Raw genomic sequence first — 26,476 nt, 5'->3', positions numbered from 1 at the left:
TGGCCCAACTGGGCCAAACTGTTCTTCAACAACAAAGGCGTAGCCGCCCACACCACCGACATCTGCCAGAACTACCCGCCCAACGACATGTCTGTCTGGGACTGGCACTAGCCTCACCACTGTTACCGCAGTCACAACGGGCCGCGCTGGGCGGTGAGTATCACAGTTGTCCGCATGCGCGGAAAACTGTTGCGCCATGGTGAAATCGACAGGTGTCAGTACCCGATACCGGTGGTCCGGAACTCGTTGACGAGGGTCCTTTCAACGATGCCAAGGAACCCCCGTACCGGATTGCCGGCGCGGTGTTGCTCGCCATCGTGGTCCTCGTCTTCGGGTTGACCTGGGCGCAGTTCCGTGGGTATTTCGACGAGAAGTCGACCGTGGTGGTGATGGCCGAGCGGGCCGGGTTGTCGATGGATCCGGGGTCGAAGGTGACGTTCAACGGGGTGCCGATCGGGCGGTTGAAATCCGCCGAGGTCGTCGCCGACGGCACCGGTTCGAAGGCGAAGCTGACGTTGGATGTGCAGCCGCAGTATCTGAATATGATTCCGGCGAATGTGGATGCCGAGTTGCGGGCGACGACGGTGTTCGGCAACAAGTACATCTCGTTCTTGTCGCCGGCGGATCCGTCTGCGGAGAAGTTGAAGTCGGGTGCGGTGATCACTGCGTCGAGTACGACGACGGAGTTCAATACGTTGTTCGAGACGATCATGGGGATTGCCCAGCAGGTGGATCCGGTGAAGTTGAATCAGACGTTGACCGCGGCGGCGCAGGCCTTGGACGGGTTGGGGGACAAGTTCGGTCAGTCGTTGGTCAACGGCAACGACACCTTGGGTGAGCTCAATGCCCGGATGCCGCAGATCCGCCGGGACACGCAGGGTTTGGCGGATCTGTCGACGGTGTATGCCGATGCGGCGCCAGACTTGTTCGACGGGCTCAAGAGTGCGGTGGTGACGGCGCGCACGCTCAATGCCGAGCGGGGGACCATCGATGCGGCGCTGATGTCGGCGGTGGGGTTCGGTAACAACGCCGGGGATGTCTTCGAGCGGGGTGGGCCGTATCTGGTGCGGGGTGCCCAGGATCTGTTGCCCACCAGCAAGTTGCTGGACTATTACAGCCCGGCCTTGTTGTGCACGCTGCGCAATTTCCACGACGTCGCGCCGCGCTTCGCCGACATGCTGGGCGGCAACGGGTACTCGCTGGTGCTTGCCGACGAATTGGTCGGCGCCGGAAACGGTTACGTGTACCCGGACAACCTGCCGAGGGTCAATGCCCGCGGTGGGCCGGAAGGGCGGCCGGGCTGCTGGCAGCCGATCACCCGGGACCTGTGGCCGGCACCGTATCTGGTGATGGACACCGGGGCCAGCATCGCGCCGTACAACCACTTCGAGCTCGGGCAGCCGCTGGCCACCGAGTACGTGTGGGGCCGCCAAGTGGGGGAACGCACCATCAATCCGTGACGCCCGAGCATGGACTAGGTTGACCGGGTGGCTCGTCGCAAACGATCGAGCGCCACCACCGTGGCGATCCTGACCCTGATCGGTGCCGTGTTGTGCACCCTGGCGGTGGGCGGATTCCTGCTCTACCCGTATTACCTGCTGCGGCCGTGGATCTATCATCCGGTGTGGTTCGGCGTGCCGGGTTTCCTACTGCTGGCGCTGGCCTGCTGGCTGGGGCTGGGCCGTGCCGCGGTGAAATGGGCGGGCGTGGCCGTATGCGTGCTCTGCGGCGCGGCACTGGGTTTCATCGGCTGGTTCGCCACGGCATACGCCAACCCCATGAATGCCGTGGGAACGTATCGCGCACCCGACGGTGGCGTGGAAGTGGTGGTCTACCAGAGCACGGCCGGCTTGGCGCCCGACCTCACCTGGGAATTGCGCCTGCACACCCGCCGTGGCCCGCTCTCGCGGGAGAGCGATCTGGGCTGCGTCAACTCGGATGTCATGGCGCTGAACGTCATCCAGTGGATCGGTCCCCGGACGGTGCGGGTGGGCCTGTCCCGGGCCGGGGCCGTCGACGTCGTTGTCGACGACCAGGGCAGGCCCAACCGCACCGTGAATGGGGGCTGCTGACCGGCGCGGGTCAGGACAGGTGATGCACCTCCTGCAGGCCGTACACCGGGGTGGGCAGCCCCGCGTGCCGGGCCTTGAGCTGCAGCGCCAGATACAGGGAGTAGTGCCGGGATTGATGGAGATTCCCGCCGTGGAACCACAGGTTCTCCTGCTGGGTCGGCTTCCACATGTTGCGCTGTTCACCCTCCCACGGTCCGGGATCCTTGGTGGTGTCCGAGCCGAGGCCCCAGACCTTGCCGACCTTGTCGGCGACGTCCTGACCGATCAGATCGGCGGCCCAGCCGTTCATCGAACCGAACCCGGTGGCGTACACCACCACGTCGGCCGGCAGCTCGGTACCGTCGGACAGCACAACGGAATTCGCGGTCAGGCGTGACACGTCGCCGTGCGCCAGCTTGATACTGCCATCGGCGACCAGGTCGCACGCGCCGACGTCGATGTAGTAGCCCGAGCCGCGGCGCAGGTACTTCATGAACAGGCCGGAGCCGTCGTCGCCCCAATCCAGGTCGAAACCGGCGGCCTCCAACCGGGCGTAGAAGTCCTTGTCCCGCTCGCGGATCGCGTCGTAGATCGGGATCTGGAACTCGTGCATGATGCGGTACGGCAGCGATGCGAAGGTCAGATCGGCCTTCTCGGTGGTCATGCCGGCGGCCAGGGCCCGCTCCGAATACAGGTCTCCCAGGCCGAGTTCCATCAACGAGTCCGATTTCACGATGTGGGTCGAGGACCGCTGCACCATGGTCACGGCGACACCGTTCTCGTACAACGCCTTGCAGATATCGTGCGCGGAGTTGTTGGAGCCGATGACCACCGCCCGCTTGCCGACGTACTGGTCGGGGCCGGGGTGGTGGCTGGAATGGTGCTGGTCGCCGAGGAACTCGTCCTGCCCCGGGAACGACGGCACATTCGGCTTGCCCGACATCCCGGTCGCCAGCACCAGATGCGCCGGCCGCAGGGTCACCGACTCGCCGTCACGGTCCACTTCGACGGTCCAGCGCTTCTCGTTCTCGTCGTAGGTGGCGGACAGGCACGTGGTCTTCGACCAGTACGGCACCTCCATGACCTTGGTGTAGAACTCCAGCCAGTCGCCGATCTTGTCCTTGGGTGCGAACACCGGCCAGTTCGACGGGAACGGCAGGTACGGCAGGTGGTCGTACCACACCGGGTCGTGCAGGCACAGCGACTTGTACCGCTTGCGCCATTGATCGCCGGGGCGGTCGTGCTTGTCGACGACGATCGCGGGCACGCCGAGTTGACGCAGCCGCGCCCCGAGCGCGATCCCGCCCTGCCCACCGCCGACGACCAGGACGTACGGCTGCTCGGAGTAGCCCAGGGTGCGTTCCTCGTCCTGTCGCTTCTCGGCCCAGGACCGCGTGTCGGGATCGGATCCGTGCACCGCACCCAGCGGCCGGGTGGTGCCCTTGCCCTCCTCGTGCCCCTTGAGTTCCTGCAGCGTCGTCAGCAGGGTCCACGCTTGATCACCCTTGAGCCGCAGATGCCCGACCCCGCGGCCCACCGCGGTCTCGAACTCGATGAACGCGGTGGTCACCTCCCCATCCTGTGTCGGCGTCTCGCGGGTCCGGAAACCGGACGGATCGGTACCGGCCAGCCGCGTCGTCAACATGGCGCCGATGGCCTCGCGGCCCTCCAGCGTCTTCAGGTTCCAGGTGAAAGCCACCAGGTCACGCCAGAAACTGTCGACGGCGAACTTGCCGACGACGCGGTCGATATCGCGGGTGACCAGCGCGTGCTCGAAATCGGCGAGCCACGCGTCGACCCGCTGCTGCGGCGACGCCTCCTCGGGGGAAGACGGTGCCGGTGCGTCGATAGTTTGAGTCATGTGAGGCAGCACACACCCGGTGCGGCGCACGTCACAAGGGTTGCAGAGGGTTGCACCGTTGCCCACGTCAGGACGCCTGCAACCCCCTGCAACTCTTTTCCGCTGTGGTCCAGGCCACATAGAACCGTGGCATGAAAGCAGCTGTGTACTACGGACCGAACAAGCTCGACGTCACCGAGGTGGCCAAACCGGAACCGGGTCCGGGCACCGTCCAGATCAAGGTCGGATTCAACGGTATCTGCGGCACCGACCTGCACGAATACTTCGCCGGACCGATCTTCGTCCCCACGGCACCGCACCCGCTGACCGGTCAGCAGTTGCCGTTGGTCATGGGCCACGAGTTCGCCGGCACCATCACCGCCGTGGGCCCCGGGGTGGCGGGCTGGGCCGAAGGCGACCGGGTCGCCGTCGAGCCCATCTACCGGTGTGGCACGTGCAGCGCGTGTCAGGCCGGCAACTACAACATCTGCGCGCAGATCGGCTTCCACGGCCTGATGTCCGACGGCGGAATGGCCGAATACACCGTGGTGCCCACCAACATGCTGCACAAGCTGCCCGACAACGTCTCCCTGCAACTCGGCGCGCTGGTCGAGCCGATGTCGGTGGCCTACCACGCCGCCACCCTGGGCGATCCGGATCCGCAGGGCACGGCCATGGTGTTCGGTGCCGGCCCCATCGGTATCGGATTGTGGTTTGCCTTGCGCGGCAAGGGGATCGAAGACATCTACGTCGTCGAACCGGCGCCCACCCGCCGCGCGGCCATCGAGGCGCTCGGTGCGCGCACACTGGACCCGACCGCGATGGATGTGCCGGCCTTCATCGCCGAGCACACGTCCGGGCGCGGCGCCGACGCCGTCTACGACGCGGCCGGGGTGGCCCCCGCGGTGGAGACCGCGCTGGCCTGTGTGGGTGCCCGGCGCCCCATGGTCAGCGTCGCCATCTACGAAAAGCCCTTGACCACACCGCTTTTGCGGCTGGTGATGAACGAGTCCCGGATTCAGGGATCGCTGTGCTACACCTCCGCGGACTTCGAGGCCGTCATCAACCTGATGGCACAGGGCACCTACGACACCACCGGTTGGGTGACCTCGATCGGAATCGACGACGTCGTCGACGAAGGCTTCGAGGCGCTGCACGCCGGCGCCAAGATGAAGGTCCTCGTCGACCCGTCCAACTGAGAGGAAAAGACATGACACGCACCATCGAAGCCCCGCTGCTGGACAAGGTCGCGCTGGTCACCGGCGCGGGCCGCGGCATCGGCCGGGGCGTCGCCCTCGAGCTGGCCCGCCAGGGCGCTGATATCGCCCTGGTCGACGTCAACCTGGACGGCATCGCCGCCGTCGCCGACGAAATCGCCGAAATCGGCTCGAAGACCACCACGTTCGTCGCCGACGTGTCCGACCGCGATGCGGTGTTCGCCGCCGTCGAGCATGCCGCCACGGCGCTGGGCGGATTCGACGTCATGGTGAACAACGCCGGCATCGCACTGGTGGGCCCGCTGGCCGACGTGACCCCGCAGCAGCTCGCACGGCTGTGGTCCATCAACGTCGACGGGGTGCTGTGGGGCACCCAGGCCGCCGTCGCGAAGTTCAAGGAGCTCGGTCGTCGGGGCAAGGTGATCAACGCCTCCTCGATTGCCGGGCATGAGGGGTTCGCGATGCTGGGCCCGTACAGCGCCACCAAGTTCGCCGTGCGGGCCCTGACCCAGGCCGCCGCCAAGGAGCACGCAGCCGACGGCATCACCGTCAATGCCTACTGTCCCGGTGTGGTCGGCACCGACATGTGGGTGGAGATCGACAAGAGGTTCGCCGAGCTCACCGGCGCCGCCGAGGGCGAGACGTTCGAGAAGTTCGCCAACACCATCGCCCTGGGCCGGCCGGAGACACCCGAGGACGTCGCCGGCTTCGTCGCCTACCTGGCCGGTCCCGGCGCCGACTACATGACCGGCCAGGCCGGCCTCATCGACGGGGGTATGGTCTATCGCTGAGCCCCGCGCGTGACACGAACTGTGATGGGGAGCACAATCGGGGCAATGCCCGGTTCGTCGGTTCCCGAACCCGCGGTCGCACTCGGCGATGACCCGCGGAGCTACGCGCTGCTGTTGTCCGAGGTGTACGACGCGACCATGGCGGGCGGACGGGCCCCCGCCAAGCCGCGTCTGGTGATCGAAGAGTCCTGGAACAGGTTGTTGGGGAAGGGGATCGACCCCGAACACCACAGCCCGCCGGATGTCGACCGCAGCGGGCTGGATCTGCTGCGGCAGTCGTCGGGGCTGCTGTCGGTGCTCGACGACATTTCCCGCGGGTTGGAGTCCGTGCTGGCCGACGGGAACAACATCCTGGTGGTCGCCGACGCGCGCGGTCGGGTGCTGTGGCGCTCGGGCGCCTCACGCGTGCTCATGCATGCCGACCGGCTCGGCTTCATGGAGGGCGCCAACTGGGGGGAGACCGCCGTCGGGACCAACGCCATCGGCACGGCGCTGGTGTCCCGGCGCGCGGTGCAGATCTTCTCCGCCGAGCACTTCCTGCGCAGCCACCACTCCTGGACGTGCGCCGGCGCCCCGATCCGCGACCCGCGTACCGGTCAGGTCATCGGGGCGGTCGACGTCTCGGGGCCGGCGTCCACGGTGCATCCCACCACCATCGCGCTGGTCGACCTGGTGGCTCGCCTTGCCGAATCCCAATTGCGTGAGGCGCACGACCGCACGCTGAACCAGCTGCGCGCGGTCGCGGCACCGATCCTGGCCCGCATCGCCGCGCCTGCGCTGGCCGTCGACGCGGAGGGCTGGGTGGCCGCCGTCGGCGCACTGCCGCCCCATCATCGGATTCTGTTGCCGCAGAACGTGGCACCGGGCCGGGCGTGGGTTCCGGCGCTGGGCCCCTGTGATCTGGAACCGCTGAGCGGTGGCTGGCTGGTACGCCCGGTCGACGACGAGGACACCGCACCGGCGGCGACCCGGGCCGTCCTGGATCTGCGCGACACCAACGCCCCGACGCTGGAGATGACCGGGCAATTCGGCTCGTGGCGGCGCGAGATCTCGCCCCGGCACGCCGAGATCCTCTACGTGCTGGCCACCCGGCGGTCGGGGCGCTCCGCGCCGGAGTTGGCCGAGGATCTCTACGGCGACAGGTCCCGCGTCGTCACCGTACGCGCCGAGATGTCGCGCCTCCGAAAGCAACTCGTCGGGGTGATCGCGGCGCAGCCGTACCGGTTCGCCGAATCGGTGGAACTGCAGGTGCGGTATCCGGCGGATATGCGCAACTTCCTGACGGCCTCGAACGCACCGGCCATCCGGGCGGTACGCCTCCTCTGATCGGCCCTCAGCCGAGCAGGATCTGGCTCAGCCTGGTGGTCGTCGCGACGCCGTCGTCGTAGCCGCCCTCGCCGCCGAGTGCGTTCATGATGGCCAGCGTGAACCGCTGATCGGGGCCGGCGAACCCGACCGAGTTGATCACCCAGCCGCCCTGCTCCTGGGACCAGCCGTTCTTGTTACCCGGGCTCATCGCCGGCCCGGCGCCCCACACCCCCCACTGCTGGTCGGGGGCGACCCGCTGCATCTCGCCGGCGATCGCCGCCGCGTCGGCGGAGTTCATCTGGCCCAGAATGTAATTCATCAACCGGTCCAGGTCGTTGGCCGTGGCCTTCTGGAACCCCCAGTACGGGAAGATGTCCCCGAATCCCGGTTGGGGCGCCAGCGAGGTCATGCCGTAGCGCGGGAAGTCAGCGTTGAACGCCCGGTGATCGGGTCCGCCGTAACGGGACCACAGCGTGTCGGCGGCATCGTTGTCGGAGTTGCGCAGCATGGCGACCATCAGCTGCCGGACAGCCGCAGGGCGCCGGCACGTTCTCGGGTGAGCAGGTCGACGACCATGGCGAGTTTGATGGTGGAGGCCGTCCAGATCATGCTGTCGGCGGCGGCGTTGGCATACCGCAGCCCGGTGGATCGATCGCGCAACACATAGCCGATGACACCGGGCCGCCCGATCAGGTAGCTGTCCGCGGCGGCGATACGGGCCCGCAGGTCACAGGTGGCGTCGGTGCACGCGGCGCGCGCGGACGGCGCGAGCAGACCGGTGAGCGTCACCAGTGTGGCCACCATCAGGACGAGACGGTTCACGCGCACACCGTAGCCGCCCGTCACGCCGCGTACGACGACATCGACAGCGAGCCGTAGGTGTAGCCGTCGACCAGGCGGGAAGCGGCGGTGTCCGATGCGGCGAGCAGGCCGGCGAAGTACAGCCCGGGAATGAAATGGTCCGGGGTGGGGACCGCCGCGGCGTAGTCGGGATGTTCGGACAGCCGCACCAGGTCCGCCGGTGCCGCGGCGAGCAGGTCGTGTGCCGCGTCGTCGAACCGGCGAGCCCAGTCGAATCCGGCGTCGGGGGTGCCGGGACTCATGGCTCGCAGATTGTGCACGATATTGCCGCTGCCCACGATGAGCACGCCGCGCTCGCGTAGCGGGGCCAGGCGGGTGCCCAGATCGAGGTGGTAGTCCAGTGGTTTCTCGGCGTTGATGGACAGCTGGACGACCGGGATGTCCGCATCCGGGAACGCGTGTGCCAGCACCGACCAGGTGCCGTGGTCGATACCCCAGCTGTCCACGTCGGCACCCACCCAGGTGGGCTCGACGATATCGGCGATCTCCCCGGCCAGCTCCGGCAAACCCGGTGCGGGATAATCCATTTCGTACAGTTCGTGCGGAAAACCGTAGAAGTCGTGAATGGTCCGTGGGCGCGGCATGGCCGTCACCGCCGTGGCGTTGATGTACCAGTGCGCGCTGATCACCAGGATGGCGCGCGGGCGCGGCACCGATGTCCCGAACTGCTGCCAGGCAGTGGTGTATCGGTTGCTCTCCAAGGCGTTCATCGGGCTGCCGTGCCCGAAGAACGCGACGGGCATTCTCATGGCCACCATTGTCCCCCGGCCCGCGGGATCGGGCATCAACGGTCGGGCGGTGACCGTTGTCGTGTGACGCGCATCTCCGAGGTAGGCCTTGCGGTGCCGCCGCGCCAAATTAGGCTCGCCTTACTTACTGGAGTGAGGTGCTGAGTGCGTGACATCCGTGTGGCAGTGGTCGGGGCCGGTCCGGCCGGGATCTATGCGTCGGACATCCTGGCCGGGGAACATCCCGGTGCCCGGGTCGACCTGTTCGACCGGTTGCCCGCACCGTACGGGCTGGTGCGCTACGGCGTGGCACCGGACCACCCGCGGATCAAAGAGATCATCAAGGCTCTGCGTCGTGTCCTGTCCCGCAACGAGATCCGGTTCATCGGCAACGTGCACTACGGAACCGATCTGACGCTCGCCGATTTGCGCAGGCACTACGACGCGGTGATCTTCTCGACCGGAGCCAGGGCCGATCGCCCGCTCGACATTCCAGGTATCGACCTGCCGGGTAGTTACGGCGCCGCCGATTTCGTGTCCTGGTATGACGGCCACCCCGACGTGCCGCGCACCTGGCCGCTGGAGGCGGAAAGCGTCGCCGTCCTGGGCGCGGGCAATGTCGCACTGGACATCGCCCGGATGCTGGCCAAGCCCGCCGACGAACAGCTGACCACCGAGATCTCCGGCAACGTGTATCAAGGTCTGGCCATGAACCGGGCCACCGATGTGCACGTGTTCGCCCGGCGTGGGCCGGCCCAAATCAAGTCCTCACCCATGGAGTTCCGCGAGCTGTCGCATTCGCCGAGTGTGGACGTGATCGTGCATCCCGAGGGATTCGAGATCGACGAGGCCAGTCAGAAGGCCATCAACTCCACCAAATCGGTCAAGCTCGTCGTCGACACCATGATGCGGTACATGGACAAGGAACCCACGGGGGCGCCGCACCGCATCCACCTCCACCTGTGTCAGGCCCCGGTCGCGGTGCTGGGCACCGACCGGGTCGAAGGGCTGCGGACCGAACGAACCGAATTGGTCGGTGACGGAACCGTCCGGACCACTGGGGAATTCACCGATTGGCCGGTGCAGGCCGTTTACCGCGCGGTGGGGTACCTGTCATCACACCTGGCCGATCTGCCGTTCGATCACCATGCCGGTGTGGTGCCCAACGACGCCGGCCGGGTGCTCGACGCGGACTGGATGGTGGTCGACGCCGCCTACGTCACCGGTTGGGTCAAGCGCGGTCCGATCGGGTTGATCGGGCACACCAAATCCGATGCGGCCGAGACGATCAGCAGTCTGCTGGCCGACCTGCCCGGGCTCCGCCCGCCGGAGGTCACCGATCCGGACGCCATCCTGGAACACCTGTCCGCGACCGGTGTCGATTACACCACCTGGGCCGAATGGGAACGCCTGGACGCCCACGAGATCGCGCTCGGCGCGGCACAGGGCCGGGAGCGGGTCAAAGTGGTTCCCCGGGAGGACATGATCCGCGCGGGGCGCGGCTAGTTGTCGCTCGTTGTCAGATGGTCGAGGTTGACGGTTCGGATTCCGTTGCGGATGGGCGTGCATGACTCGGGGAAGTCCTGGACGATATCGGCCCCGCGTTCGGCAAGTTCGTCGAGCAATCTCGGGAGGTGCTGCATAGCTCCGGTGGGCAGGTCGTGGATGACCACGACACTCCAATCCTGGCCGGCAATGTCATCGAGACATCGTTGTACCCAGCGGTCGGGCTGGTCCCAGTCGTGCGGCACGCTCGTCCACAGCACACAGGTGTAGTCCTGCCGTTGCAGGTAGTCGATCGCAGCAGGACTGAAGACGCGTCGGCCCAGCACGCCGCCACCGGCGTAAGGCCGGAACAATTTCACCGGTCGGGCCAATGTGCCGATGATCTTCTCCGCCTCGCCGATCTCACTGGCGACCAGATCCAGGTCTGTTGGGGCATCACCGAACTGGACGCTGTGGGTCAGGGTGTGATTGCCGATCCAGTGGCCTTCGGAGGCTGCTCGTTCCGACAGGGCACGCGCACTCGGCTCGGTGAGTTGGCCGGCGACCACGAAGAACGTGGACTTGACGTCTCGTTGATCGAGGATGTCGAGAACCTCGGCGGTCGTTTCGGTAGGGCCGTTGTCGAAGGTGAGGGTCACTTTCATGACGTCCCCCTTGCCGCGACACGCGCCCGCAGGCCTGCGATGAGCATGTCGGCGACAAACTCGGCGTGGTGCTCGATGGCGGCAGGCTCGGTCGGGTCGTCGGGATCGAGCATGAGGGCAAACGGCACCAGGCTGAACGGCGCGGTGCCCCCGTGGGCAACCAGGAAGTGCAGGCTGCGCACGTCAGCGGCGTTCAATACGTCACAGTCGACGAGCACCTTCAGGGGCTCGGTAAGGCGAGCGTAGAGCGGCTGAACATGAACCTCGTGGAGGTAGGTGAGCCGGGCGCTGGGGGTCGCGCCTTCGACGGTGACCAACCGCAGAAGCTCCGGGTGGTGGGCGTGGCTCACCAGGAACCGCACAATGGCCTGACGTGCCGCCTCCATCAGGTCCCGCTCGGCCAACTCTGTGTCGACGTTGATCTGCTCGTGCACCTCGCCGAACGCGAAGTCCACCGCGGCGTACCACAGACCCTCCTTGGATCCGAACCTCTGATGAATCAGGTTGTGGCTGACGCCCAGTTCGCGGTTGAGCGCAGCGACCGACGTCCCGTCAAAACCGTTCTCGGCGAACATCTTCAGCGCCTTGGACAAGATATCGGGCAATGCCGCCGGGGCCTCGGCGGCCGGAGGCCGGCCCTGTCGTTTGGCAGTCGTCATGTCACCCAGCATAACCGTCGATGTTGACGAACATCAACATCAGGCGATAGCCTTCGGTCCATCATGTTGATGATCATCAACAATTTGCGGGAGGATGCAATGGCGCGGAAACCAGGGACGCGTTCGTCAGTCCAGGTCTTCAATATCCTGGCCACGCTGGGCGGCGCAGGCCACAATTGGTTCGAGCGGTGGGCAGGTCTCGGGGTTTTCCTGGAGCCTTGGCTGGGCCGGCGGGTGACCAACGTCTTGTGGGCGGCCGCGCCACCGCTGCTGTTGCGCAGCGCCGCGCGGGGTCGCTCGCGCGGGGAGGACGCGGCGCTGGCATTCAACGCCGGCATCTCGCTGGCATCGGTGGTCGTGCACTTCATCGATTGGCCTTGGACACGGCGGCTCGGGCTGTTCCCGTGGCTCGACGAGGCCGAAGGCCTACCGCCGGAGTTGGTAGGCCCCTATAACGCGGTGTTGTGGGTCTGGGGCGTCGGGGGTGCCGGCAGCATCCTCTTCGAGACCCGCCGTGCCGACCTGAAATACGCCGTGATCGGACTCGTCGCCGGTCCGTTGCTGTTGGCATCGGCCCGGCACCATTTCACGTGGGCGCGCGAGCAGGCTGCCGAGGACACAAGCGGCCGGTGGAGTTCGGTGTTTTCCGCCGGTGAGTCGGCGGCGCCGTCGCGTCGGCAGAGCTCACGCGCCACTCAGAAGGCCGAAACACGTTGACCCACTGATGAATCTGCTGCCAGACACGCGACGAGGAGCTGCGAAATGCAACGCGAAGAACACATGATCGGCGACACCTTCGCCTACCGGTATGCCGGACCCGGGGCTGACCACGCCCTGTTGGTGCAGCACGGGATCGGAGGCCACGGGGGGATCTACGACAAGTTCGGGGCACACTACGCCGAACAAGGTGCCGACGTGTGGTGCATGGACGCTCCCGGCCATGGCCGATCGTGTGTCGATCGTCGTGCCGGCCAATTCACCTTGCAGGAGTGGGTGGACGCCGCGCTGGACGTGACCGAGCACATCGCCACCCACACCGGCTTGCCGGTGTTCATCAAAGGTTCGTCGTTGGGCGCAGCCGCCGCCTACTGTGCCTACGCGGCGTCCGACTCGCACGCCGGCGCCATTTTGATGGGATTCGCCATACCGTCCTCGCCACTGATTCCCGCCGACAACCCCTTTCGCTCCGAGGCGTTCGAGCAGATGACCGCCTTCTTCGGCACGGCTTTGCGGTTCGACATCGACCAATACATCAACTTCGACGAGGACTACGGGTTCCGTGGAGCGGGCGTGCAGAAACACGATGACCCCCTCAACACCTGGAGTTATGACCTCGCCGCCTGGGGGTCGATCCTGCGTTACGACCCGGCCGTCGCGCTGGCCGACAACACCAAACCGATCCTGTTCGCCGTCGGGGAGAAGGACCCCATCTTCACACCCGAGATCGCCAAGATGGTCGCCGATGCCACCGGCGGACCGGTCCGGCTACACATCCACCCTGACGCCGTCCATCAGCTGATGCTCTTCCACACCCGCGACTACGCCGACGTGGTGCGCGGCTGGTGCACCGAGCAGCTCAGCTCATCGCACCAGAACCGGACCCCTGTCGCCTGAAAAGGAATGCCATGAAACTCGCCAACCTGGCCGGCCGCGCCGTGTTGATCACCCCGGCCGGGATTGTCGATCTCGCCAAAGCGTCCGGAGGGTCTCTACCCAGTCAACCCGACGCGGCGATCGCCAATCTCGACGACATCCGGACGTTCTACGCGACCGCGCAGCCGGAACCGGACGTCACCCTCACCGAGGCTGACCTGCTCGAAGATCTCAGGCTGCTCGGGCCACCCGTGACCGCTCCCCGGCAGATCTTCGCCGTCGGCCTCAACTACGCCGACCACAGCACCGAGACCGGCCTTGCCGTTCCCGACCAACCACTGATCTTCACGAAATTCGCCTCTTCACTGGCCGGTCCCGGCTCCACCATTCCGCTGCCCGCACACACCTGTGACTGGGAGGTCGAGCTGGTGACGGTCATCGGCCGCGGCGGCCGCAACATCCCGCCAGAGGCCGCCATGAGTCATGTCGCCGGATACTGTGTTGGCCAGGATATTTCGGAGCGGGCTTCCCAGATGAAAGGCACGCCACCGCAATTCAGTCTCGCCAAAAGCCATCGGGGGTTCAGTCCAATCGGCCCGTGGATCACCACCATCGATGAACTCTCCGACCCGAGCGACCTGGCCATCATGACCACGCTCGACGACGAGGTCGTACAGCAGGCCCGCACCAGCGAGATGATCTTCACCGTCGAAGACCTCGTGAGTCACCTGTCCGGCATCTGTGAACTGATGCCCGGCGACCTCATTTTCACCGGCACCCCGTCCGGCGTCGGATACTCGCGCACCCCACCGCGTTACCTCACTCCCGGCAGCATCGTGCATTCGGCCATCGAAGGCCTGGGCCGACTCCGCAACCCCTGCACGACCGCCGGCTGAGGACGCACATGCATCTGACAACGACCATCCTGATGGGGCTGTCGGCGCTCCTGCTGATCACCACGGGCACGATGAAACTGCTCAACAACGCCACCGCGCGCGGCAACGCGGATCACCTGGGGATCAGTTCCAATCTGAGCCGCGCGATCGGCCTCGCCGAAATCGCGGCGGCGGCAGGTCTCATCCTCGGCATCATCGTCGTCCCACTCGGCATCATCACCGCGACCGCGGTCCTGATCCTCTTGATCGGCGCCATCGTCTACCACGCACGGGTGCAGGACAACTTCACCGCCATGCTGCCGGCGGTACTGACCGCTGCCGCCGCCTTGGCGATCATCGTGCTGAACACTCTCAAGCTCTGACCGCCAACGGCACACCGGGCGTTGCGCCACATCAACTCGTAAATGCATCGGACGGCCGGCGGGAACTCACCGCTTCCGGCGTGGCGGTGTCGCCGGAGCGAGGCCGGTGAGCCCGTCGAGAAGCAGACTGAGCCCGAAGGCGAATTCTTCGGCCAGCGGGATGGGAAGGTGTTCGGCGACCGCGGCGGTGTGCGGGTGAGTGTCGGGATCGATGGTTGCGGCAGCGGCCGAGGGGTCGTCGTCCGCGTGTGTGCCGCGAGCCTGGATGGCGAAGCCGAGGACGAATCTGCTCAACGTGGTGTAGGTCTTGGCCGCATCGCGAGGGCTGAAGCCGCCGGCGAGCAAAGCACCGACAAGGTGTTCGCGCGCCGCCGCGGCATGGGGCCCGGACGGGATCTGGTCGATGAGTAGCGGTGCGACATTGGGGTGCCGGTTGAAGACGGTGAACAGCGTGTGTGCGGCGCCTTCGCACGCGTGGCGCCATGAGGTGTCCGCCCAGGCGGGGGCCTCGGCAGACACCTCGCCGAGCACGGCGTCGACGACGGCGGCGACCAACTCGGCGCGGGATGCGAAGTGTCGATAGAGCGTGGCGGTGCCCGATCCCAGGGCGCTGGCCAAAGACCGCATGGACAGCGCATCGGCGCCATGTTCGTCGACGATGGCAATCGCGGTCGTGATCATCCGCTCCAGTGGCATCGGTGGGCGGCCGCGGCCCCGCGCCGGCGACGAAGTAGTGGTCACAGCCCCAGTATTACCGACACCTTGACAGCCCACAAATTAATGGTGACACTGTATCCATTATGTTGGAAGACGACGACGTGCAGCCCGACTCCCTTTTTGCTTCGGTGGACGGGATGCGGGTGCACTACAAGCGCTCGGGGCAGGGCGCCTCGTTGGTGCTGCTACACGGCAGTGCGTCCTCGTTGTGGGGCGTAGAGGATGTGGCGCGCCGCCTGGAACCCTTCTTCGATGTCATCCGCCCGGATCTGCCCGGGCATGGGGTCACCGGCCCCCGCAGCGGTGGGGACTACCGGGTGCGCACCTACGCGGGCACGGTGGACCGATTTCTCGGTGCGATCGGCGTCGACAGCGCGGTGATCGTGGGTAACTCACTGGACGGCAACATCGCCTGGAATCTGGCGGTGATCCGGCCGGAGCGGGTCGTGGCATTGGTCTTGATCAATGCCACGGGCTACCCAGAGAAGGAGCTGCCCGCGTCGATGCGGTTGGCGCGCAATCCGATCGCCGGTTACGTCTTACGACGATTCATGCCCCGGCGGGCAGTCGAACGCAGCCTACGCCAAGCCGCAGCACCGAACGTCGAGGTGATCACCGAAGCGGTGGTGGACCGAGCGCACCGGCTGTGGAACCGGCCAGGCAACCGGGCGGCGTTTGTGGATCTGGTGTGCACCGATCAGCCCGACCACAGCGCCGAGATCTGCTCCATCGCGGCGCCGACCCTGATGCTGCGCAGCGCGGGGATGGGCGGGCAATATTTCACCCGCGATATCCCTGGCGCGATCGAAGAGGTGCACCCCCGCGGCGGACACCTTCTGCCGCAAGAGGATCCGGACTGGGTGGCCGCGGCCATCACCCGGTTCGTCAGCACTAGGGTCGGCGGCATCCGATGAAGTACTTCGTCGCATCCGGGGAGGATCGGCGTCTCACCCCGGCCGCACGCGCAGAGCTACGCGGGCAGTTCATCGCACTATCGGACGGCGTCACCCACTATGAGCTGTCCGGCCCCGAAGACGGGCAGCTGGTAGTCATGGCCGGCGGGCTGACCGTCCCGTTGTTCTACTGGGACGAAATGGCGGCTCACCTGCACGGCCGAGGGCTGCAGACGTTGACCTACAGCGCCTACGGCCGCGGCTATTCCGACCGTGTCGACACCGCCTACGACCAAGAGCTGTTCGTGCGCCAGCTTGCGGAGGTCATCGACATGGTGGGCGAGGGCCGCCCCCACCACCTGGTGGGCACGTCCATGGGTGCCCTGGTGGCGATGGCCTACCTGCAGGCGGTCCCCTCGAACACCGCGTTGACCCTGACCTTGGTGGGGCCGGCAGGGTTGAGCCGACCGCCGTTGACTCAGCGCCTGCTCCTGGGCAGCGACCTGATGACCACCGTGGTGGCGCGCACGATCGGGAGCCGGGTCCTCGATCAACACCTCGGTCACAATGTGCGCGAACCTGGCCGCGCCGCCGCGCTGAGCGACATGGTCGGGCAGGCCTTCCGCTACGAGGGCTCGCTGTACGCGTTCTTTTCCACCCTGCGCAACTTCGGACTCTTCGATCGCGGCGAACTGTACCGGCGCACAGGACAGTTGGCGGTTCCCGGCCTGCTGGTGTGGGGCGATGACGATGAGGTCACGCCGATCACCGCGCTGGACCGCGTTGTCACCATGCTTCGCCCCGAAGACACCTGCATCATCGACAATTGCGGCCACATGGCCCCCTTCGAACAACCACGTGAAGTCGCCACCGTGCTGGCGGATTTCGCGGCCACACACACCGAACGGCTCACATCATGACCACCACGACTCCTTCCACGTCCTCGACGACCGACGTTCTGATCGTCGGCGCCGGCCCTACCGGCTCCGCACTGGCCATCGACCTGGCGCGCCGCGGTATTTCGGTGCGCATCATCGACAAAGCGACCCACGGTTTCGCCGGATCGCGGGCCAAGGGCCTGCAGCCGCGCACCCTGGAGGTGCTCTACGATCTCGGCGCCCTGCCCGACATCACCGCCGGCGGCTCCCTCTACCCGCCCATGGGCCTACACCTGGGCCCGGTGACCGTCCCGCTGCGCATGATGGCCAAAGGTCAACGCGGGCCGGATGTCCCGTTCCCCGACACCTGGCTCATCCCGCAGTCGCGCACCAACCAGGCCCTGCACGACCTTCTCGAAAAACACGGGGTACGCGTCGAATTGGGCAGCGAACTGGCCGACTTCAGCGACTCCGGCACCTCGGTGATCGCGCACATCGTGTCACCGCGGGGCCTCGAGGAGGTCACCGCCCGCTACGTCGTCGGAGCCGACGGGGGTAGCAGCGCCGTACGGAAACAGGCCGGCATCGAATTCACCGGATCCACCGATGACGCCGACCGGACCCTCATCATCGACGCCCCGGTAGCCGGCAAGCTGTCGCGCAAGTACTGGCACATCTGGCCGGGCCTGGGCGGACGTTTCATCGGTGCCTGTCCACTGCCCCACAGCGATCTGTTCCAGTGGATGATCCGGTTGGCGCCAGACGAAGAGGCGCCGTCGGGTATCGACGCCATCAATGCCCGTATCCAATCGCACACGCGTGACAAGCATCTCAGCATCACGAGCATCTCCTGGGAATCGGTTTTCAGGCCCAACATCCGACTGGCCGCGCGCTATCGCCACGGCCGCGTCCTGCTGGCCGGAGACGCCGCCCACGTGCATCCACCCGCCGGTGCGCAGGGCTTGAACACCGGCATCGGGGATGCCTACAACCTGGGCTGGAAACTGGCGCAGGTGTTGGCAGGTGCACCGGAATCGTTGCTGGACACCTACGAACAGGAGCGTCGCCCGATCGCGGCCGGGGTGCTGGGGCTCTCCACCAAGAAGTACGAAGGGATCGGCAAGCTCGACCCCAGCAGCTACCGTCGCGGTTCTGATGAAAAGCAACTGACTCTGACCTACCGGGGCGGTCCGCTGGCACCATCGGCTGCCGACCACACCGCGACCCTGCGGGTCGGCGACCGGGCACCCGATGCCGATCTGCTCAGCCGTGACGGCGACAGAGTCCGGTTGTTCGATGCTTACCGCGGAACACATTTCACCGCCATCGCCTATGGGCCGCACGCCGCCACGTCCTTGGCCGCTCTGCGCTGGCCCGCTACCGGAGCGCCGCTGCAGCGCCTCAACATCGACGCCGGGACGACCGGAACGTCAGTGGATCCGCGGGAAGAAGGGCCGGCGACCGACGATCTCATCGACGCCTCTGGAGGATTCCGTAAGGCCTACGGCGTCAGCGGCGACGTGCTGCTCCTGATCCGGCCCGACGGCTATATCGGCCACATCGCCCGACACGACCTCACGCGCAGCACGCAGGCCGTCATCGACTCGCTGACCCCTGCCGCCGAGGGCGCCGTCGCATAGTGTTCGTCCAGGCGTCGATTCCCCACCATGGCCGGTGGCGGTGTCGGCGCACCCCTGGAACCGAGACGGACGAACGTGCCCGTCCTCCGAGCGCATCGTCACCGGACCTGCTGGCGCAGTTGGCGATTGACGACGCGGCGGACCACACGCTGGCGCACCTTGCCGACCATGGAGGGGAACTTGAGTTGGTGGGCCAGCCGCTGCCCGCTCGCATGGAGTTCGTCTTTGACGGCGTCCAACCCGCCGTGCGTGAGCCGGCCGTCGCGCTTGCGCCACACACCGCCGACCATGACCGCTTCGATATTGCCGGGGTGGGCGTACAGCGCAGCAGCGGCCGCGTCATGCATCGGCCACAGATTGAGGGCTCGGGCATCGATGACCACCAGGTCGGCGTACATCCCGGCCGCAATCTGGCCGATGCGATCAGCCAGACCCAGCGCCCGCGCCCCTTCGACCGTGGCCCATGACAGCGCCTGCTTGGCCGTGACGGGGATGGTGGTCGCACCGAGACCGGTGGACGCCACCGCCGCGTCGTGACCGACACCGCGCTGCAACGCCAACAACATGCGCGCAACAAAGAGGACATCAGCCGGAGTGGCGGTCTCGGTGTCGGTGCCCAGCGAGGGCGCGGCCCCCAGGGCCAGCAGCCGATCGGGAAGGGTCGTGGTGTGGCCCTGTCCCAGCTCGTTTTCCGGGGTGGAGGTGAAGGTGACGCCCTGCGCGAGCAGCGCTTCGACGTGACCGGTGCCCAGCCCCGTGCCGTGCACGATGTTGACCAGCGGGCCCCACAGGCCTGCCTCGGTGATCGCCTGCCATCCCGGCCCGGGTGAACCTGCGCTCTGGTGCATCGACACGATCAGGTTGCGCTCGGCGCCGGTGCGGAAGTCGGCGACGGCAACCTCCGGCTTGGACAGCTGAGGCCCCTTGATGGCCAGACCGAGGGACACCAGGTCGGTGTTGGCGATCGGCCCCGACAGCAACCGGTCGATCTCGCGGACATCCTGGGGCCGATCGCGCAGACCGTACGGGGTGCCGTGAAGGAAGACCGCACGGATACCCGTGCCGGTGAGGCCTTCGATCGCCGCGTCGGCGTGCTCGGGGGTCAGACAGTTGTGCGACCAGTCGCCAATCGTGGTGACGCCGTGGTCCATCTGATTGAGGGCCCCGGCCAGGGTGCCGCGAAACAGGTCGTCGGGACGATAGTGGTGGCCGACGCCGCCATGGGCGTTGGCGAGGTATTCCGGCAGCGTCCAGTCCGCGCCGAGAAAGCGCAGGGCGGTCTGCCAGGTGTGCAGATGGGCGTTGACGAGTCCGGGGATGATGATGCGACCGGACATGTCCAGCACGCGAGTGTTCTCGGCCGGCAAGCTCGGGCCGATCTCGGTGATCCGCTGCCCTTCGACCAGCACGTCGAGCGTCTCCCAGTCGGGGCGGCCCGGGGTCATGGTGACCACATGGGCTCCCCGCAGCAACAGCGGCCGCTCGTCGCCGGCGACCGCTGCCGCGTTGCTTTCTGGCTGCGAGTGCGCCATCACACCACCTGTCCCGCGGAATTGTTATGGATACAGTGTGACCGTAATACGACGGTCCGTCAATGTACCCGCGCGACCAATGGCTTCACGCGTACCGAGGTACGCCCTGCCTCAGCGCGTACCGAGGTACGCCGTGCCTCAGCGCGTACCCAAGTACGCGTCGGCCCACGCGCCGATGATCCGCCCCGCCCGGTGCGCCTGACCGGGCCCGGTCAGCAGATGCTCGGAACCCTCCAGCGACACGAAACTGCGGGGGTGCCGAGCGGTGCGGAAGATGTCACTGGCGTTCTGGATGCCGACGGTGTTGTCGGTCGGGGAGTGCAGGATCAGCAGCGGCAGCTTGAGGCCCTTGATCTTGTGGTGCAGCTTCGCCTCCCGGACGTCCTCGACGAAGGCGCGCTTGAGGGTCAGCGTCTTACCGCCGACCATCCACTGGCCGCTGCCCTCGGCGAACACCTGCTCCAGGCAGGCGTCGTACTGATGCTCGACGTGCGCCGGATCGATCGGGGCACCCACGGTCACCACGGCACGCACGCCCGGGCACTCACGTGCCGCGGCCAGCACCGCCGCCCCGCCCCACGAATGGCCGGCCAGGATATCGGCGGGGGTACCGCGCTCGGCCATGAACTTGCAGGCCTCGATGATGTCGTTGACCTTGACGGTGAAGGACCCGTCACCCCAGTCGCCCTCGGAACCACCCAGCCCCAGCGCGTCGAAACGCAACATGCCGATGCCGTCGGAGGCCAGCTGCTTACAGATCCGTGCCGCGGCCGGCGAGTCCTTGCCGAGGGTGAATCCGTGCGAGAACACGCCCCAGCCCCGCGCCGGGCCGTCGGGCAGGTCGATCACGCCGGCCAGCATCGGGCCGGTTGCGCTGGGAAATGTCACCCGTTCAGCCATGGGGGAGGTTTACCACGACCAGGTGCGTGATCCGTAGGGTGTGGGGGTGCCTCTGAACACCATCGCGCTGGAACTGGTGCCGCCGAACGTCGAGCGTGGCCCGCAGTACGCCGTCGACGAGGCCCACAAGGTGCTCGAGCTGGCGGCGGCGACCGGCCTGACCGGCAGGTTCGGCCACATCATGATCCCCGGCATGATCGACGAGGACGACGATCGCCCGGTCGAGATGAAGCCCAAGATGGACGTGCTCGAATACTGGACGCTCATCCGGCCGGAACTGCCCGGCATGCGCGGCCTGTGCACCCAGGTCACGTCGTTCCTGGGGCGCGACGCCCTCGGCCGGCGGCTGACCGATCTCAGCGGCGCGGGGTTCGACGGCATCGCCTTCGTGGGTGTGCCGCGAACCATGAAGGACGGCGAAGGCGAGGGCGTGGCCCCCACCGACGCCCTGTCCATCTATGCCGACCTGGTGCCCAACCGCGGCGCCATCCTGATCCCCACCCGCGACGGCGAACAGGGCCGGTTCACCTTCAAGTGTGGGCAGGGCGCCACCTACGGCATGACGCAGCTGCTGTACTCCGATGCCATCGTGGGCTTCCTGACCGAGTTCGCCAAGACCACCGAGCACCGCCCGGAGATCCTGCTGTCCTTCGGCTTCGTCCCGAAGATGGAGTCCAAGGTCGGGCTGATCACCTGGCTCATCCAGGACCCCGGCAACGCGGCGGTCGCGGCCGAGCAGGAGTTCGTGTCCAGGTTGGCGAGCCTGGAGCCCGCGGACAAGCGCATCCTGATGCTCGATCTGTACAAGCGGGTCATCGACGGCGTCGCCGATCTCGGGTTCCCGCTCAGCGTGCACTTCGAGGTCGCCTACGGGGCGTCCAAGCCGGCCTTCGAGACGTTCGCAGAGATGCTGGCCTACTGGTCGCCGGCCTGAGCGTCAGGCCGCGAACGCTGGGGTGAGCTGCACCCGCACCACCGGATCGGTGTCCAACCGCTCGCGCAGGGCCTTCTCGAACTGCCAGATTGACGCGAGATCGTGGTCCAGCCGGCAGTCCACCGCAGCCACCGCTCCCGCCGGAGGCGGGCAGTCGGCGACGTGGTCGGCGACCGTGTCGAGCAGGCTGCGCGGCACCGCCAGGTAATACAGCGGCTGGGGTCCCGCCACCGCAGCGCCGAACAGCAACCCGTGCTCGGTGATCACCAGATGGGTGGCCACGACCTGGACCGGGCGCTCGTGCGTCTCCTCGACACCCCACTCCGCGGCCGCCAGCCGGCTTTGTAAAGCGTGCAGCCGGACGTCGTCGGTGAGGAACCGGGTGTAATCGGTGGGACCGATCCGTGGCGACGACCGTGGGTCGCAATCCAGACAGGCGCACAGCGTGGCACCCACGTAGTCGAACCACCGATCGTCGAACCACCGATCGCTCATGACGACACTCCCATCGGGTCGATTCCTCGAGCCTGCACCCGGGCGCAGCCGCGGGTCAACGGGTGCGGGCACCTATCCTTGACCAAATGTCCGGATTGTCTGCAGCGTCCGTCCCCGAGCTGCGCGCGCGCCTCGACGGCCTCACGATCCGGGATGCGTCGCGGTTGGGCCGGCGGTTGAAGAATCTGCACTCGGCTCCCGACGAGAAACTGCTGGCGCAGTTCGCCGCCGCCGAAGGCCTGATCGCCACCCGGCTGGCGGCGGTCCCGCAGATCAGTTACCCGGACCTGCCGGTCAGCGCACATCGTGACGAGCTGGCCAAGGCCATCAGCGAGCATCAGGTGGTCGTGGTGGCGGGGGCGACGGGCTCGGGCAAGACGACCCAGTTGCCCAAGATCTGCCTGGAGTTGGGCCGCGGCATCCGCGGCACCATCGGGCACACCCAGCCGCGCCGGCTGGCGGCCCGCACCGTCGCGCAGCGCATCGCCGACGAACTGCATGTGCCGCTCGGCGGGGCCGTCGGCTACACGGTTCGCTTCACCGACCAGGCCGATGACTCCACGCTGGTCAAGTTGATGACCGACGGCATTCTGCTCGCCGAGATCCAACGCGACCGCCGGCTGCTGCGCTACGACACCATCATCATCGACGAGGCCCACGAACGCAGCCTCAACATCGACTTCCTGCTCGGCTATCTGCGCGAATTGCTGCCGCGCCGGCCGGATTTGAAGGTCATCGTCACCTCGGCGACGATCGACCCGGGTCGGTTCGCGCAGCATTTCGGCGGTGCGCCCATCGTCGAGGTGTCGGGGCGCACCTACCCGGTGGAGATCCGGTACCGACCCCTGGAAGTGCCTGTCGGCAAAGATGATTCGGACGACCCCGACGATCCCGACCACGAGATCGTCCGCACCCCCGTTGCCGGTCTTCGCGCAAGCGGCTCATCCGAGCTACGCGACCCCACCGAGGCCATCGTCGACGCGGTGCGCGAACTGGCCGCCGAACCGCCCGGCGACGTGTTGGTGTTCCTGTCCGGGGAGCGCGAGATCCGCGACACCGCCGACGCGTTGCGCGGCGTGGTCGGCCCGAGCACCGAGGTGCTGCCGCTGTACGCGCGGCTGCCCACCGCCGAGCAGCAGAAGGTGTTCACCCCCAGCCGCACCGCCCGCCGGATCGTGTTGGCCACCAACGTCGCCGAGACCTCGCTGACGGTGCCCGGGATCCGGTACGTCGTCGATCCGGGCACCGCCCGCATCTCCCGCTACAGCCGGCGCACCAAGGTGCAGCGGCTGCCCATCGAACCGATCTCGCAGGCGTCGGCGGACCAACGGGCCGGCCGGTCCGGCCGCACCGCGCCCGGCGTGTGTATCCGGCTGTATTCCGAAGAGGATTTCCAGGCTCGCCCGCGCTACACCGACCCGGAGATCCTGCGCACCAACCTGGCCGCCGTCATCCTGCAGATGTCGGCCCTGGGTCTCGGTGAGATCGAACGGTTCCCGTTTCTGGATCCGCCGGACGCCCGCAGCATCCGCGACGGTATCGGCCTGCTACAGGAGCTCGGTGCCTTCGACGGCACCGGCGCGCTGACCGATATCGGGCGCCGGCTGGCACGGCTGCCGCTGGATCCGCGGATCGGCAGGATGATCCTGGCCGCCGACACCGAGGGCTGTGTCCGCGAGGTACTGGTGCTGGCCGCGGCGCTGTCCATCCCGGACCCGCGGGAGCGCCCCGCCGACCGCGAAGAGGCGGCCAGGGGCAAGCATGCCCGCTTCGCCGACGAGCACTCCGACTTCGTCTCCTACCTGAACCTCTGGAACTACTTGCGGGAGCAGCGAAAGGACCGCTCCAGCAGTGCCTTTCGCCGGATGTGCCGCGACGAATTCCTGCATTACCTACGGATCAGGGAATGGCAGGATCTGGCCGGGCAGCTGCGTAGCATCGCGCGGGATATCGGTATCCACGAATCCGATCAGCCCGCCGACCCGGCCGGCATCCACGCCGCGCTGGCAGCAGGACTGCTGTCGCACATCGGCCTGCGCGACGAGGCCAAGGCGCGCGATTCCCGGGACTACCAGGGCGCCCGGAACACGAAGTTCGTGTTGGCGCCGGGCTCGGTGCTGACCAAGCGGCCACCCCGCTGGGTCGTGGTCGCGGACCTGGTGGAGACCAGCCGGCTGTTCGGCCGCACCGCCGCTCGCATCGACCCGGAGACATTGGAACGCGTCGGCGCCCACCTGGTGCAGCGCACCTACAGCGAACCGCACTGGGATGCCGCGCGGGCGGCGGTGATGGCCTACGAACGTGTCACGCTGTACGGCCTGCCGCTGATACCGCGCCGGCGGGTGGGATACGCCGCCGTCGACCCGGTGGTGGCGCGCGAGCTGTTCATCCGGCACGCCCTGGTCGACGGCGACTGGCAGACCCGGCACCACTTCTTCCGCGACAACGCCGCCCTGCGCGCCGAACTGGCCGAGATGGAGGAGCGGTCGCGACGTCGTGATCTGCTCATCACCGACGACGAGATCTACGCGCTGTACGACGCCAGGATACCCGCGACGGCGGTGTCGGGCCGGCATTTCGACGCCTGGTGGAAGAAACAGCGGCACAAGACACCGGATCTGCTCACCTTCACCCGCGACGAGCTGATGCGGGTCGACGACTCCGCCGACCACCCGGACTCCTGGCGCACCGATGACCTGGAGCTGCCGCTGTCCTACCGGTTCCAGCCCGGCGCCGCCGACGACGGCGTCACCGTGCACGTGCCGGTGCAGGTGCTGGCCCGGCTGGGTGGTGACGGATTCGCCTGGCAGGTACCGGCTCTGCGCGAAGAACTGGTCACCGCGCTGATCAAGTCGCTGCCCAAGGATCTGCGCCGCAATTTCGTGCCGGCCCCCGACACCGCCCGCGCCGTCCTGCCCCGGCTGGAGCCGGGCGCCGGCTCGGTGCTGGAGGCGCTGCAACGAGAACTGCGGCGGATCAGCGGCATCCTGGTGCCGATCGACGCCTTCGACCTGACCAAGGTGCCCCCGCACCTGCGCGTCACCTTCGCGGTGGAGGACAACGACGGAACCGAGGTGGCGCGGGGGAAAGACCTTGGCGCGCTTCAGGAAACACTGGCCGCGCCGATCCAGCGGGCTGTCACCGCGGCGGTGGCCGGCGAATGGGAGCGGTCCGGTCTGACGGGCTGGCCCGGTGATCTCGACGAGCTGCCCCGCACGGTGGAGCGGATCACCGGTGGCCACCCGGTCCGCGGTTACCCCGCCTTCGTCGACCGCGGAACGTCGGTGGACATCCGGGTGTTTGCGTCGGCCGCCGAGCAGCAGGCCGCGATGGGCCCGGGGACCCGGCGGTTGTTGCGGCTGAGCGTGCCATCGCCGGTGAAGGCGATCGAACGCGGCCTGGACATGCGAACCCGGTTGGCGCTCAACGCGAATCCGGACGGCTCGTTGGCTGCGCTGCTGGACGACTGCACCGATGCGGCGGTCGATGCGTTGGTACGCGCACCGGTGTGGACGGCGGCGGAGTTCGGCGCGCTGCGGGACCGGGTGGCCCGCGAGCTCGGTGCGATGACGCGCGGCATCGTCGGCCGCGCGGAGAAGGTGCTGACCGTGTACCACGAGGTGCAGGTGGCCCTGCCCGACCGTCCCAGCCCGGTACAGGCGGCGGCGATCGCCGATATCCGCGCGCAGCTGGATCGGCTGCTACCCAACGGCTTCGTCGCCCATGCCGGGGCCGGCCGGCTGGCCGACCTGACCAGATACGTCACCGCCATCGGCCGCAGGCTGGAGCGGCTGCCGCACGCCCCCGCCGCCGACGCCGAGCGGATGGCCCGGGTGCATGCCGTCGAGGACGCCTATGACGCCGTGGTGCAAGCACTTTCGCCGACCCGGGCGCGGGCCGCGGATATCCGCGATATCGCCTGGCAGATCGAGGAACTGCGGGTCAGTCTGTGGGCCCAGCGGCTGGGCACGCCCCGCCCGGTGAGCGAACAGCGGATCTACAAGGCCATCGACGCGATCGGCTGACCGGCC

24 protein-coding genes and 1 pseudogene are annotated in these 26,476 nt (G+C 67.4%); 16 read left to right on the top strand and 9 right to left on the bottom strand.

The annotated features are described in order from the left end of the window. From AWB94_RS10920 to AWB94_RS10910, 3 genes are all read left to right on the top strand, one after another. On the top strand, window positions 1-111 hold a 111-nt coding region (locus tag AWB94_RS10920), incomplete at its 5' end, for a DUF5078 domain-containing protein (RefSeq protein ID WP_133058216.1). A 101-nt stretch (window positions 112-212) separates the two neighbouring features. Next, complete coding sequence (locus AWB94_RS10915; protein WP_062660464.1) at window positions 213-1,460, top strand: MCE family protein; 1,248 nt, start codon at window positions 213-215, stop codon at window positions 1,458-1,460. Window positions 1,461-1,487: 27 nt separating this feature from the next. Next, the gene (locus AWB94_RS10910; RefSeq protein ID WP_131805467.1) at window positions 1,488-2,072 is read left to right on the top strand and encodes a hypothetical protein; all 585 of its coding nucleotides are present in this window, start codon (window positions 1,488-1,490) and stop codon (window positions 2,070-2,072) included. A gap of 10 nt (window positions 2,073-2,082) precedes the next feature. Here AWB94_RS10910 and AWB94_RS10905 read toward each other — a convergent pair whose 3' ends face one another. Then, the gene (locus AWB94_RS10905; protein WP_062660462.1) at window positions 2,083-3,912 is read right to left on the bottom strand and encodes a flavin-containing monooxygenase; all 1,830 of its coding nucleotides are present in this window, start codon (window positions 3,910-3,912) and stop codon (window positions 2,083-2,085) included. A 131-nt stretch (window positions 3,913-4,043) separates the two neighbouring features. Here AWB94_RS10905 and AWB94_RS10900 point away from each other — a divergent pair, with 131 nt between their 5' ends. Genes AWB94_RS10900 through AWB94_RS10890 form a run of 3 tightly spaced genes read left to right on the top strand, consistent with a single transcriptional unit; the run spans window position 4,044 to window position 7,225 of the window. Further along, the gene (locus AWB94_RS10900; protein ID WP_062660461.1) at window positions 4,044-5,090 is read left to right on the top strand and encodes a 2,3-butanediol dehydrogenase; all 1,047 of its coding nucleotides are present in this window, start codon (window positions 4,044-4,046) and stop codon (window positions 5,088-5,090) included. An 11-nt stretch (window positions 5,091-5,101) separates the two neighbouring features. Further along, window positions 5,102-5,899 carry an acetoin reductase gene (locus AWB94_RS10895; RefSeq protein ID WP_062660460.1) on the top strand — a complete coding sequence of 266 codons (798 nt, stop codon included), beginning with the start codon at window positions 5,102-5,104 and terminating at the stop codon, window positions 5,897-5,899. A 45-nt stretch (window positions 5,900-5,944) separates the two neighbouring features. Next, window positions 5,945-7,225: a helix-turn-helix domain-containing protein gene (locus AWB94_RS10890; RefSeq protein ID WP_109762728.1), complete on the top strand. Its 1,281-nt coding sequence runs from the start codon at window positions 5,945-5,947 to the stop codon at window positions 7,223-7,225. Window positions 7,226-7,232: 7 nt separating this feature from the next. Here the strand turns inward: AWB94_RS10890 and AWB94_RS10885 are convergent. Further along, a pseudogene (locus AWB94_RS10885) lies at window positions 7,233-8,011 on the bottom strand (serine hydrolase). Window positions 8,012-8,049: 38 nt separating this feature from the next. Next, window positions 8,050-8,811: a 4,5-DOPA-extradiol-dioxygenase gene (ygiD, locus tag AWB94_RS10880; RefSeq protein WP_024451799.1), complete on the bottom strand. Its 762-nt coding sequence runs from the start codon at window positions 8,809-8,811 to the stop codon at window positions 8,050-8,052. 150 nt (window positions 8,812-8,961) lie between these two features. Here ygiD and AWB94_RS10875 point away from each other — a divergent pair, with 150 nt between their 5' ends. Next, complete coding sequence (locus tag AWB94_RS10875) at window positions 8,962-10,302, top strand: FAD-dependent oxidoreductase (RefSeq protein ID WP_062660458.1); 1,341 nt, start codon at window positions 8,962-8,964, stop codon at window positions 10,300-10,302. Here the strand turns inward: AWB94_RS10875 and AWB94_RS10870 are convergent. Next, window positions 10,299-10,946 (bottom strand): polysaccharide deacetylase family protein, encoded by a 648-nt coding sequence (locus tag AWB94_RS10870; RefSeq protein WP_062660457.1) that lies wholly within the window; start codon window positions 10,944-10,946, stop codon window positions 10,299-10,301. The two genes, AWB94_RS10875 and AWB94_RS10870, sit on opposite strands and share 4 nt — an antisense overlap. Then, window positions 10,943-11,605, bottom strand: a complete 663-nt coding sequence (locus tag AWB94_RS10865; RefSeq protein ID WP_062660496.1) for a TetR/AcrR family transcriptional regulator — start codon at window positions 11,603-11,605, stop codon at window positions 10,943-10,945. The genes AWB94_RS10870 and AWB94_RS10865 overlap by 4 nt, the downstream gene beginning before the upstream one ends. Window positions 11,606-11,668: 63 nt before the next feature. Between AWB94_RS10865 and AWB94_RS10860 the strand changes: the two genes are divergently transcribed. The 4 genes from AWB94_RS10860 to AWB94_RS10845 are packed head-to-tail and all read left to right on the top strand — an operon-like array spanning window position 11,669 to window position 14,456. Then, window positions 11,669-12,322, top strand: coding sequence for a hypothetical protein (locus AWB94_RS10860; RefSeq protein WP_062660456.1), 654 nt, complete (start codon window positions 11,669-11,671; stop codon window positions 12,320-12,322). Between the two features lie 45 nt (window positions 12,323-12,367). Next, entirely contained in the window at window positions 12,368-13,219 is an 852-nt protein-coding gene (locus AWB94_RS10855; RefSeq protein ID WP_051561568.1) for an alpha/beta hydrolase, read from the top strand. Window positions 13,220-13,230: 11 nt separating this feature from the next. After that, complete coding sequence (locus tag AWB94_RS10850; protein WP_036399386.1) at window positions 13,231-14,094, top strand: fumarylacetoacetate hydrolase family protein; 864 nt, start codon at window positions 13,231-13,233, stop codon at window positions 14,092-14,094. Window positions 14,095-14,126: 32 nt separating this feature from the next. Next, window positions 14,127-14,456, top strand: coding sequence for a DoxX family protein (locus AWB94_RS10845; RefSeq protein ID WP_165576337.1), 330 nt, complete (start codon window positions 14,127-14,129; stop codon window positions 14,454-14,456). 66 nt (window positions 14,457-14,522) lie between these two features. Here AWB94_RS10845 and AWB94_RS10840 read toward each other — a convergent pair whose 3' ends face one another. Continuing rightward, complete coding sequence (locus tag AWB94_RS10840) at window positions 14,523-15,146, bottom strand: TetR/AcrR family transcriptional regulator (protein WP_062660495.1); 624 nt, start codon at window positions 15,144-15,146, stop codon at window positions 14,523-14,525. 110 nt (window positions 15,147-15,256) lie between these two features. Between AWB94_RS10840 and AWB94_RS10835 the strand changes: the two genes are divergently transcribed. The 3 genes from AWB94_RS10835 to AWB94_RS10825 are packed head-to-tail and all read left to right on the top strand — an operon-like array spanning window position 15,257 to window position 18,584. Continuing rightward, entirely contained in the window at window positions 15,257-16,087 is an 831-nt protein-coding gene (locus AWB94_RS10835; RefSeq protein WP_062660455.1) for an alpha/beta fold hydrolase, read from the top strand. Next, window positions 16,084-16,986 carry an alpha/beta fold hydrolase gene (locus AWB94_RS10830; RefSeq protein ID WP_024451809.1) on the top strand — a complete coding sequence of 301 codons (903 nt, stop codon included), beginning with the start codon at window positions 16,084-16,086 and terminating at the stop codon, window positions 16,984-16,986. Before AWB94_RS10835 ends, AWB94_RS10830 begins: the two co-directional genes overlap by 4 nt. Continuing rightward, window positions 16,983-18,584 (top strand): FAD-dependent monooxygenase, encoded by a 1,602-nt coding sequence (locus tag AWB94_RS10825; RefSeq protein ID WP_062660454.1) that lies wholly within the window; start codon window positions 16,983-16,985, stop codon window positions 18,582-18,584. Before AWB94_RS10830 ends, AWB94_RS10825 begins: the two co-directional genes overlap by 4 nt. Before the next feature lie 98 nt (window positions 18,585-18,682). Here the strand turns inward: AWB94_RS10825 and AWB94_RS10820 are convergent, their stop codons facing one another. Both AWB94_RS10820 and AWB94_RS10815 read right to left on the bottom strand, forming a co-directional pair. Further along, window positions 18,683-20,116, bottom strand: coding sequence for an amidohydrolase family protein (locus tag AWB94_RS10820; protein ID WP_084395566.1), 1,434 nt, complete (start codon window positions 20,114-20,116; stop codon window positions 18,683-18,685). A 138-nt stretch (window positions 20,117-20,254) separates the two neighbouring features. Further along, window positions 20,255-21,016 carry an alpha/beta hydrolase family protein gene (locus AWB94_RS10815; protein WP_024451812.1) on the bottom strand — a complete coding sequence of 254 codons (762 nt, stop codon included), beginning with the start codon at window positions 21,014-21,016 and terminating at the stop codon, window positions 20,255-20,257. A gap of 46 nt (window positions 21,017-21,062) precedes the next feature. On the opposite strand from AWB94_RS10815, the gene AWB94_RS10810 reads away from it, so the two are divergent. Then, window positions 21,063-21,950: a mycobacterial-type methylenetetrahydrofolate reductase gene (locus tag AWB94_RS10810; RefSeq protein ID WP_024451813.1), complete on the top strand. Its 888-nt coding sequence runs from the start codon at window positions 21,063-21,065 to the stop codon at window positions 21,948-21,950. 3 nt (window positions 21,951-21,953) lie between these two features. On the opposite strand, the gene AWB94_RS10805 is transcribed toward AWB94_RS10810, so the two are convergent. Next, the gene (locus AWB94_RS10805; RefSeq protein WP_062660453.1) at window positions 21,954-22,445 is read right to left on the bottom strand and encodes a hypothetical protein; all 492 of its coding nucleotides are present in this window, start codon (window positions 22,443-22,445) and stop codon (window positions 21,954-21,956) included. Between the two features lie 86 nt (window positions 22,446-22,531). On the opposite strand from AWB94_RS10805, the gene hrpA reads away from it, so the two are divergent. Beyond that, entirely contained in the window at window positions 22,532-26,470 is a 3,939-nt protein-coding gene (hrpA, locus tag AWB94_RS10800) for an ATP-dependent RNA helicase HrpA (RefSeq protein ID WP_109762726.1), read from the top strand. The last annotated feature ends 6 nt before the right edge of the window (window positions 26,471-26,476 follow it).

Source organism: Mycolicibacterium canariasense, assembly GCF_002101555.1.
GTDB classification, from domain to species: Bacteria; Actinomycetota; Actinomycetes; order Mycobacteriales; family Mycobacteriaceae; genus Mycobacterium; species Mycobacterium canariasense.
The sequence above is the reverse complement of the archived record's forward strand: the minus strand, read 5'-3'. Positions and strand labels throughout refer to the sequence as shown.

Coding starts and splice junctions, on each gene's coding strand:
- AWB94_RS10905 (WP_062660462.1), bottom strand. CDS start 3,912: ATGACTCAAACTATCGACGCACCGGCACCGTCTTCCCCCGAGGAGGCG.
- AWB94_RS10900 (WP_062660461.1), top strand. CDS start 4,044: ATGAAAGCAGCTGTGTACTACGGACCGAACAAGCTCGACGTCACCGAG.
- AWB94_RS10895 (WP_062660460.1), top strand. CDS start 5,102: ATGACACGCACCATCGAAGCCCCGCTGCTGGACAAGGTCGCGCTGGTC.
- AWB94_RS10890 (WP_109762728.1), top strand. CDS start 5,945: ATGCCCGGTTCGTCGGTTCCCGAACCCGCGGTCGCACTCGGCGATGAC.
- ygiD (WP_024451799.1), bottom strand. CDS start 8,811: ATGCCCGTCGCGTTCTTCGGGCACGGCAGCCCGATGAACGCCTTGGAG.
- AWB94_RS10870 (WP_062660457.1), bottom strand. CDS start 10,946: ATGAAAGTGACCCTCACCTTCGACAACGGCCCTACCGAAACGACCGCC.
- AWB94_RS10865 (WP_062660496.1), bottom strand. CDS start 11,605: ATGACGACTGCCAAACGACAGGGCCGGCCTCCGGCCGCCGAGGCCCCG.
- AWB94_RS10860 (WP_062660456.1), top strand. CDS start 11,669: ATGTTGATGATCATCAACAATTTGCGGGAGGATGCAATGGCGCGGAAA.
- AWB94_RS10855 (WP_051561568.1), top strand. CDS start 12,368: ATGCAACGCGAAGAACACATGATCGGCGACACCTTCGCCTACCGGTAT.
- AWB94_RS10850 (WP_036399386.1), top strand. CDS start 13,231: ATGAAACTCGCCAACCTGGCCGGCCGCGCCGTGTTGATCACCCCGGCC.
- AWB94_RS10845 (WP_165576337.1), top strand. CDS start 14,127: ATGGGGCTGTCGGCGCTCCTGCTGATCACCACGGGCACGATGAAACTG.
- AWB94_RS10835 (WP_062660455.1), top strand. CDS start 15,257: ATGTTGGAAGACGACGACGTGCAGCCCGACTCCCTTTTTGCTTCGGTG.
- AWB94_RS10830 (WP_024451809.1), top strand. CDS start 16,084: ATGAAGTACTTCGTCGCATCCGGGGAGGATCGGCGTCTCACCCCGGCC.
- AWB94_RS10825 (WP_062660454.1), top strand. CDS start 16,983: ATGACCACCACGACTCCTTCCACGTCCTCGACGACCGACGTTCTGATC.
- AWB94_RS10820 (WP_084395566.1), bottom strand. CDS start 20,116: ATGGCGCACTCGCAGCCAGAAAGCAACGCGGCAGCGGTCGCCGGCGAC.
- AWB94_RS10815 (WP_024451812.1), bottom strand. CDS start 21,016: ATGGCTGAACGGGTGACATTTCCCAGCGCAACCGGCCCGATGCTGGCC.
- AWB94_RS10805 (WP_062660453.1), bottom strand. CDS start 22,445: ATGAGCGATCGGTGGTTCGACGATCGGTGGTTCGACTACGTGGGTGCC.
- hrpA (WP_109762726.1), top strand. CDS start 22,532: ATGTCCGGATTGTCTGCAGCGTCCGTCCCCGAGCTGCGCGCGCGCCTC.